The organism is Variovorax sp. 01T439_2 (assembly GCF_056398445.1).
In genome coordinates, this window is record NZ_JBFTPJ010000219.1 from 1 (window position 1) to 7,088 (window position 7,088).

Here is a 7,088-nt window from a genome sequence, read left to right on the forward strand (position 1 = left end):
CGTCCTTGCCGATGGTGTGCACGTAGACCGTCTGGAATTCGAGGTTGTACGGCTTGTTCGTCCTTGCCGATGGTGTGCACGTAGACCGTCTGGAATTCGAGGTTGTACGGCTTGTTGGAGGTCTTGCCGACACCGGTCATGTTGCGAGTGACGACTGCGGGAATGCTGACTTTGATCATGGTGGCTCCTAGAATTGCTACTCAATGTACGTTAAAAATTTCGGTCAGCGGCGGAAGGCAATCTCCCGCCGAACCGCGTCCCTGGCGGCGGTGTAGCTCACACCAAGCAGCCCACCTATCTCCTTGAAACTCAGATTCCCACGGGTGTAAAGCTCAAAGGCCAATCGGTCTTCAGTCTTGGAAAACATCCGCTGTCGCCCGAATCTAACCCCCCTTGCCCTCGCTGCAACCCGACCGGCCTCGCAGCGCTCCCGGATGATCGACCGTTCGAACTGCGCAACAGCTCCCAGAATTTGCAGCACCAACTCGCCCATCGCTGACGAAGTGTCAACCGGCTCGGTCAGTGATCGCAACGACGCACCGCCTGAACGCAAACGCTCGAGCAGATGCAACAGGTCCTTGAGACTCCGGGCGAGCCGATCCACCTTGTAGACCACCAGCGTGTAACCAGGTCGCAGCGCACCTAGCGCCCGGTGCAGCTCTGGCCGAGGGCCAATCCCGCTCGTCTTCTCCGCATAGATCGTGCGGACTCCCGCCGCTTTCAATGCGTCCAGCTGAAGCTGCGTTTCCTGTTCATTCGTGGACACCCTCGCATAGCCAACCAACATCAGCCCGCCTCACTAAGCGCTATTGTTTTCATAGCATAGYACATTTGGCAACAACACGTTGAGGAGCGGGAATGGATAGGCATCTTCAGGAACTTCAAAACGCCATGTGGCAAGGTCTGATCTTTCAGGCCGTGATCGGTGCAGTGATCACCACAGCCTTGTTTTATGTGCTCTATCTCGTAGTCAAAGCCGCGGTGCGAGACGGAGTCAAAGAGGGCATGGCACAAGGCCGAAGCAACGGGCGAAGAGAGCCAGGCAAAGCACCAACGGCAAACCTTCCAGACATGCGGGCAGATTGATCGCAGCGACGAATTGCCGGGTACAGGGTGCACGAGGGTCTTTCCCCCGCAAGCGGGTCCCCGAACTTCCGGCTTAGCAATGAGGGGGCGAGTTCAAGGGGGATGACGAACTGGACCACGAGCGGCGACGGCGGCGCTTGACCGTCCGCCCCGCTAGCGCAGGGCTACCGGCCCGCGCTTGCCCTCGCGTATCGAGCCATGACGCCGAGCCGCTCGGCGGGCGGCAACTGACGGCACAGGCTGACGACGCGTGCCCACCCCGGGTCAAAGGTCCTGGGCGCCCGTTTGGCGGGCTTTTCCGGCTTGGTCAAGGCCAACCATGCTTGAGCCCAGAAACCAAGCTTCTCGGGCGCGAGAAAGCGACCCTCGATGTGCCAGGGCGAGAGGACCGAGTGCGTGCCGTGCGGGTAGTCGTGCTTGAAGACCTGGCGGGTGTCGTAGCACTTCTCAATGTCCTTGCCGGTGTAGGTCGCGCGGTCCGCAGCCATTTCCTGCGGGTTGGTGCCCATGCGGGCCACAGCCAGGTGAAAGCGAGGGAGATAGCCGGCCTTGTCGCCGAACAGCAGCGCGAGCAACCAGCCGATGAAGGGCACGCGAACCTTGTCGAATCGAGTGTGGCGCACGGTCTGCTCAATGAAGGCTTCGCGCAGCTGCTTATCGACCTGCAGGACGTTCTGCATGATGTAGTAGGTGTCCCATCCGTGCTTGCGTGCATGCGCGAAGAAATCGAGGGTGGCAGCACGCTCCTTGTCGGCGAAGGTCCGGGTGTTGAGCCAGGTGCCCATTTCATCAAGGAACAGCCCGCCGTTGAGATCTTCATCGTAGCTCTCGGGATTGCCATGGCCGGCCGCGAGCAGATCGAACGCGGTGGGCTTGTCGGGCACGCGCACGTAAGTTTGCTTCGAGTGCACACCGAACATGGCTTTGAGGTCGATGTCAAGATTGGTGGCGCATCGACGCTTGCGCCTGAGGTAGCGATCGCGGAACAGGCGAACGGCGTTTTTGCTCTTGCCGGTGCCCTTCTTGCCGGCCAATGCGTAGTCGGTCATTTCGAGAAGTTCTCGATGCCGATGCGTTGAATCTTCCAGACGCTGGAAGCGATCCAGACCGAGGCCACGCAGGCCATCACCGCGCCGGCGTTCTGCGGGATGAACATGCCGAGGCCCATCCAGAGATAGCGGGTCCAGCCTGCGCCACCGCTCACGCTACCAAGCATGCCGTAGAGGGCCGAGCAGCAGACGAAGACGGAGGCGATGAAGACGCCCGCGACGGTGATCCAGGTGACATAGGCCGCGAGCTTGAGCGCCGTGGTGTACGCCATCTGCGTGGCGAACAGCGTAGCCAGGCCACTGGCGAGGGAGCCGATGAAAGCAGCGAGCAAAGGCATGTCAGAAACTCCTCTTGATCATTCCGAGACACAGGAACAAGCCGCCACCGGCCCACACCAGGGCCATCGCCATGCGAACGCCATCGACCACACCACACGGATCGAGCTTCAGACTGCCGACCTGTTGCGGGAGATCGAAGGTTTCGCAGGCGGCGACGGGCGGTGCCCAGAACATGGAGCGCACAGGTTCGAAGAAGCCTTTGTCACCAGTTCCAGCAGCTTTCGTCAACTGCTCATCGTTTTTGGTTTTGGTTTCATCGAGCTTGGCTTTGGCGGTGTCGTAGGTGGTGCCCGCACCGTCAGGCGTACCTTTCTCATTGACCTTCACCGCGCATTCCGCCTGCCCAGGTGCACCGCAGGGCGTCGGCGTCTCTCCCGTACCAGTACCACCCGCAGAAGACGATGCCGTGCCCCCAGCACCACCGCCCTTGCCACCCACACCAGCACCGCTAGGACCTCCCCTCGCGTCCCCAGAACCCGTACCAGGCGTGCGCCCTGCACTACCTGTACCCGAACCATCACCACTCGCTGGCTTGCCACCAGCAGGCGGATTGCCAGCATTTGGCGCAGCACCAGGGGCCGCACCCAACGGCGTGGGGGAAATAGGCTTTGCAGCCGTACCTACACAAGCTGGCTTGCCACCCACCTCACCAACGGAGCCAGGACATTCCGGAGGCGGCGTTTCCTTCTTTGCACCAGCATCGGCGGCACCCATCGTGCACTCTTTACCAAGACCAAGACTCGGGTAGTCCACCGAACGCCGATAGAGGCCGTTGGCAGTCGGCGACTGGCTCACGTAGGGCTGGACACCGGGGCCGCTCGTCTGCAAAGAAACAGCACAACCACCGTCGCACACTTCCCCACTAGGGGGCGGCGACATGATCGGACCCACCGCCTGACGATCACCCTCATCAGGTGACCGCGTATAACCCTCCGTCCAATTCAGAATACTCACAACGCCGGTTTTTCCAGTGCACTGGTTGACGTGCGCAACGCATTGCCCGCCGCTTTCGTCATAGCCTGCATTGCATTGACAACCGCCTGTGACTGAAGCGCTGTTCGCTGGGCACGCCATCACATCAGCCACCACCGAAATGGGAGCATTGTTGAACGTCGAATTGTCAAACCTCGTGTACTGACCCTGGCAATTGGAATCGACGGTCACGATGATCGCGGTCCCCGACTTATAGCCCTGCGCCTTTGCCTTGTCATTCACCACATCGGCTTGACCAAGACACCCCGCAGACCAACTAGAGAAGCCATACAAATGCGGACCGCCACCGCTGTACCACGATTGCCACGTCTGAATCTGCGGCACAAGCGCATGCGCAGCAAGACTAGACAGCAGGAGAACGGAAACGCAGAAAAGACCGCGAAGCAGCCTCACCACACCTGACTCCCGCACGGGCCGATGACGGTCCCGCAGGCACGAATGCGATCCTTAAACGCATCATCGCGGCGGTTGGTTGCTGCACAGGCGGCGAGTGCCAAAGCGAGAAAGAGAAGCGCGATGCGGTCCATGGTTGCTCCAGACGTTTACCAGTGAACACCCGTGAGGGTGCCCACCAGAAAAAGCCCGAGGCTTAAGCGGCGCCGCGTGCGCGCTTGATCCACTTCACGCCAATCATGATGCCGACCACCGTGACGGCGAGGCCGAACATGACGGGACCGTAGCCGGTGCTGGAACCGGACAGGCTCGACACCGCTTCCAGGCCGGTGGCCGGATCGACCGCGAAGGCCGACACGGAACCGGCCAGACCGGCTGCACCGGCCGCGATTTGTGCGAAACGCTTGTTCATAGAAAACACTCCTGAAAGAACACGCCAGTAGCCGACTGGCAGCAGTTTGCCGAACGGCAATTTCTAGGCGGCTGCCAAGGTGATGCGGATCATCTTGAGCTTGAAGCCGAGGACGTAGCCGAAGGCCCATGCACTGAGGTACGCAGCGACAAGAGCAGTCATTTCTTGCAGTCCTCTCCGCACTGCGGCATGGAGGGCATCACCGCAGTGACAGGCACAGCGACCTTGCCCCACGGGTTGTCCCATTTCGAGGCGAAGGAATAGCCCGCATACGCCAGACCCAGGACGATGACCCACGCAACGATTCGCGCTTTCATTGCTGGCCTCCGATGAAGCCGAGCGCGAACAGCAGGACGGCAAGCCCGGCATTGATGTGCCCAATGAGGTCGGTGAATTGATCGACGGTCATGGTTTGCTCTCAATGCAACGTAGGCTTGTCATCGGGTCGTGACCACCACGAAAACGGACCTGACGCATCGACAGCCCGTGGGGTAGTCCGCACTCGGATAAAGCTAGAAAAACCGCCGCCTGTTGGTGCGAACTCAGATTCGAGAAGCTGGCCGGTCTCAGCATTGATGTAGCCGCCTCCCGGCGCAGGTCGGAAGCGGTCGTTGACCGAAGCGTTGCCCTGCACATAAGCAGGCCAAAGAACCCAGCGCTTGATAGCAGCGCCAGGAGCATCCAGGCCGCCGACTGCGTAGAGACGTGATCCACGGGGGAACCCTCCAATGTTTTTGCTGTCCGCCTTCTTGGCGTAGCTCATGAGGTAGGCCACGGGAGAGCGACCTTTCTCGGTGTTGGTGTAGCCATGCGTCCACCAGCCGCGCTTGTCAGCCATGGGCATCGAGACGCCTTGTGGAAGGAAAAAAATCGCGTGGTAGTGAATGACTCCCCTGCCCTGCCCGTCTTCGCGGCGCTTGCCGTCTTGCAGTTCGGCGACCCACAGGTATTTCAGGCGCTGCCCGGGGCAACGATCCTTGAACCACTCGCGGACCTTGCGGATGTAGTCGGACACGTGGCGCGGCTTCCAATCGGCATTGGTGCCGCGATACGTGAGCGTGACCATCACGTTATTGCCGCTGTCACCTTCGCCGAGGTTCAGGAGGCACTTCGCGCCGACGCCGACGCCCTTGCGCATACGAGTCACGCGGGACTGATGCCGGTCGATGGTGATGCACTGCTCAGCCCAACGCATGGCGGTTGGGAGAGCAGCAAAACCACTTGTTGATACTGAGACAAGCCCGCGCGCTGCGCGCGCTTCTGCGGTCTGCATATCGCGCGCGGTCTGGCGCTGCGAAAACGCGCGAAGCGCCTCCATGGAGGATGCGCGGGCGGCATCGACGGAGGCTTGATGGGCGCCTAGGTAGGTCATCCAAACAGCCCAATGAAGACAAGCAACACGACCATAGCGAACACCAAGCAAAGAATGAGACGGTCAGTTGAATCGCGCATCACAGCGATGCCTCGATCAGCCATCCGGCCTCAGAGCGCAGGCGGTCGGCCATGCGCTGTTCGTAGGGAGAAAGAGAGCGGTGCTCGGCACCGTCGAGGCCTTCGAGCCAGAAACGAAGGCGGAGGAAATTGCGGGCGAAGGTGCTCATTGCGCGCACCCCGCTGTCACAGCCGTCAGCGTATCCACGCCAGCACAAACCTGAGCGCATTGGACCGCCGCAATGCAGAGAAATCCAGACAGGCAGAGGGCAATGACGCCGCGAATCACAGCGACCTCACGCAGTCGATTGCGATCTGCCGATACGCGCCAACGTCAACAGCGCACGCAAACATGTCCATGATGACCAAGACGGTGAACATCGCACCAGCCGTGCCAAGGGCAATGTTGCAGACGATGGCGCTTGCGTCAGCGAAGCGCTCCAAGGTGATGGCCTTGAGCGCTTTCACAACGACTCTCCCTCACCGAGAAGGCCAGAGCGCGGAGCCAAGGCCTGCACCGGAGCATCAGCGACACACGAAGCACAAGCGCACAGCTCGCCCATGCAATCACCGCAGGCAATCTGGCCGCGATGCGCACGCAGCTGCAACGCCTCGGTATCGAACATGTGAGGGGCGTTGCAGTCTTGGCACAACGCCACGTAGCGCGGCGCGGTCATTCCCGCTTCTCCTTGACCCCGCCAGGAGCGAACAGCACGTGATGCGCTTGTTCTTCCGTGAGGCCAGAGTGACGGGCATAGAGCCGAACCAAATCGTTGGCGCGGTGCACTGCTTCGACGGATGCATTGACGGCATCACGGGCGCATTCGCCTAGGTCGAGAAGCAGCTGTTCAGGAGATGGCCGCTTTGGACGCCGCACAGACAGCGCCATCTGCGCGAGCGTGGTATGCGTGCCCTTCACAGCGATTGCCCTCCCATGGGCACGCCGCGTTGCGTGTACGTGAGGTCGATGGCGGTCACGCCTTCGTCCACAGTAGCCTCGATGCTCAGACCGTCATAGCCGTCCTCGACTGCCGCCTTGAACGCGGCTTCAACAGCGGCCGACAGGAGAGCGAGCCGGGCGGCGTGCAGCGCGTCAGGATTGACGAGCATGGTGCACCCCTTCAGCTCTTGGCGAACGGAGCGAGGCGCGGAGCCACCGCGAGGCTCCCGGTCCGATCCACGTACAAGCTGGAGGGGTGCAGGAGGTACTCGCCAACGGCGTAGACCAGCGGCTGGCCCTGCTCGTTGCGATCGAGAATGATTTCGAGCTTTTCGGGGAAAGGAGCGGGCTTGCCGTCCTTGCCGATGGTGTGCACGTAGACCGTCTGGAATTCGAGGTTGTACGGCTTGTTGGAGGTCTTGCCGACACCGGTCATGTTGCGAGT

General features: G+C 61.0%; 13 protein-coding genes. 1 reads left to right on the forward strand and 12 read right to left on the reverse strand.

Annotated features, from left to right (window positions below; all coding sequences use genetic code 11):
• Window positions 1-223 precede the first annotated feature (223 nt).
• Window positions 224-787: a recombinase family protein gene (locus tag AC1DOC_RS12535; RefSeq protein ID WP_478079441.1), complete on the reverse strand. Its 564-nt coding sequence runs from the start codon at window positions 785-787 to the stop codon at window positions 224-226.
• 71 nt (window positions 788-858) lie between these two features.
• Here AC1DOC_RS12535 and AC1DOC_RS12540 point away from each other — a divergent pair, with 71 nt between their 5' ends.
• Window positions 859-1,086, forward strand: coding sequence for a hypothetical protein (locus tag AC1DOC_RS12540; protein WP_478079440.1), 228 nt, complete (start codon window positions 859-861; stop codon window positions 1,084-1,086).
• A gap of 164 nt (window positions 1,087-1,250) precedes the next feature.
• Here the strand turns inward: AC1DOC_RS12540 and AC1DOC_RS12545 are convergent, their stop codons facing one another.
• The 11 genes from AC1DOC_RS12545 to AC1DOC_RS12595 form a co-directional block, all read right to left on the reverse strand.
• Window positions 1,251-2,135: a zonular occludens toxin domain-containing protein gene (locus tag AC1DOC_RS12545; protein WP_478084381.1), complete on the reverse strand. Its 885-nt coding sequence runs from the start codon at window positions 2,133-2,135 to the stop codon at window positions 1,251-1,253.
• The gene (locus AC1DOC_RS12550; RefSeq protein ID WP_369663537.1) at window positions 2,132-2,473 is read right to left on the reverse strand and encodes a hypothetical protein; all 342 of its coding nucleotides are present in this window, start codon (window positions 2,471-2,473) and stop codon (window positions 2,132-2,134) included. Before AC1DOC_RS12550 ends, AC1DOC_RS12545 begins: the two co-directional genes overlap by 4 nt.
• Before the next feature lies 1 nt (window position 2,474).
• On the reverse strand, window positions 2,475-2,801 hold the full coding sequence (locus AC1DOC_RS12555; RefSeq protein WP_478084379.1) for a hypothetical protein: 327 nt from the start codon (window positions 2,799-2,801) through the stop codon (window positions 2,475-2,477).
• Between the two features lie 1,055 nt (window positions 2,802-3,856).
• Window positions 3,857-3,994: a hypothetical protein gene (locus AC1DOC_RS12560; protein WP_478079437.1), complete on the reverse strand. Its 138-nt coding sequence runs from the start codon at window positions 3,992-3,994 to the stop codon at window positions 3,857-3,859.
• Between the two features lie 62 nt (window positions 3,995-4,056).
• Window positions 4,057-4,272, reverse strand: a complete 216-nt coding sequence (locus AC1DOC_RS12565; RefSeq protein ID WP_369663539.1) for a major coat protein — start codon at window positions 4,270-4,272, stop codon at window positions 4,057-4,059.
• A 418-nt stretch (window positions 4,273-4,690) separates the two neighbouring features.
• Window positions 4,691-5,644: a rolling circle replication-associated protein gene (locus tag AC1DOC_RS12570; protein ID WP_478079434.1), complete on the reverse strand. Its 954-nt coding sequence runs from the start codon at window positions 5,642-5,644 to the stop codon at window positions 4,691-4,693.
• 79 nt (window positions 5,645-5,723) lie between these two features.
• Entirely contained in the window at window positions 5,724-5,873 is a 150-nt protein-coding gene (locus tag AC1DOC_RS12575) for a hypothetical protein (RefSeq protein WP_478079433.1), read from the reverse strand.
• A 115-nt stretch (window positions 5,874-5,988) separates the two neighbouring features.
• Window positions 5,989-6,171, reverse strand: a complete 183-nt coding sequence (locus AC1DOC_RS12580) for a hypothetical protein (RefSeq protein ID WP_478079432.1) — start codon at window positions 6,169-6,171, stop codon at window positions 5,989-5,991.
• A 205-nt stretch (window positions 6,172-6,376) separates the two neighbouring features.
• Window positions 6,377-6,622: a hypothetical protein gene (locus tag AC1DOC_RS12585; protein WP_478079431.1), complete on the reverse strand. Its 246-nt coding sequence runs from the start codon at window positions 6,620-6,622 to the stop codon at window positions 6,377-6,379.
• Window positions 6,619-6,813, reverse strand: a complete 195-nt coding sequence (locus AC1DOC_RS12590) for a hypothetical protein (RefSeq protein WP_478079430.1) — start codon at window positions 6,811-6,813, stop codon at window positions 6,619-6,621. Before AC1DOC_RS12590 ends, AC1DOC_RS12585 begins: the two co-directional genes overlap by 4 nt.
• A gap of 11 nt (window positions 6,814-6,824) precedes the next feature.
• Window positions 6,825-7,088: single-stranded DNA-binding protein (locus tag AC1DOC_RS12595; protein ID WP_478129882.1), on the reverse strand; the 264-nt coding region annotated here is incomplete at its 5' end.

Coding starts and splice junctions, on each gene's coding strand:
- AC1DOC_RS12590 (WP_478079430.1), bottom strand. CDS start 6,813: ATGCTCGTCAATCCTGACGCGCTGCACGCCGCCCGGCTCGCTCTCCTG.
- AC1DOC_RS12565 (WP_369663539.1), bottom strand. CDS start 4,272: ATGAACAAGCGTTTCGCACAAATCGCGGCCGGTGCAGCCGGTCTGGCC.
- AC1DOC_RS12550 (WP_369663537.1), bottom strand. CDS start 2,473: ATGCCTTTGCTCGCTGCTTTCATCGGCTCCCTCGCCAGTGGCCTGGCT.
- AC1DOC_RS12545 (WP_478084381.1), bottom strand. CDS start 2,135: ATGACCGACTACGCATTGGCCGGCAAGAAGGGCACCGGCAAGAGCAAA.
- AC1DOC_RS12570 (WP_478079434.1), bottom strand. CDS start 5,644: ATGACCTACCTAGGCGCCCATCAAGCCTCCGTCGATGCCGCCCGCGCA.
- AC1DOC_RS12535 (WP_478079441.1), bottom strand. CDS start 787: ATGTTGGTTGGCTATGCGAGGGTGTCCACGAATGAACAGGAAACGCAG.
- AC1DOC_RS12575 (WP_478079433.1), bottom strand. CDS start 5,873: ATGAGCACCTTCGCCCGCAATTTCCTCCGCCTTCGTTTCTGGCTCGAA.
- AC1DOC_RS12540 (WP_478079440.1), top strand. CDS start 859: ATGGATAGGCATCTTCAGGAACTTCAAAACGCCATGTGGCAAGGTCTG.
- AC1DOC_RS12560 (WP_478079437.1), bottom strand. CDS start 3,994: ATGGACCGCATCGCGCTTCTCTTTCTCGCTTTGGCACTCGCCGCCTGT.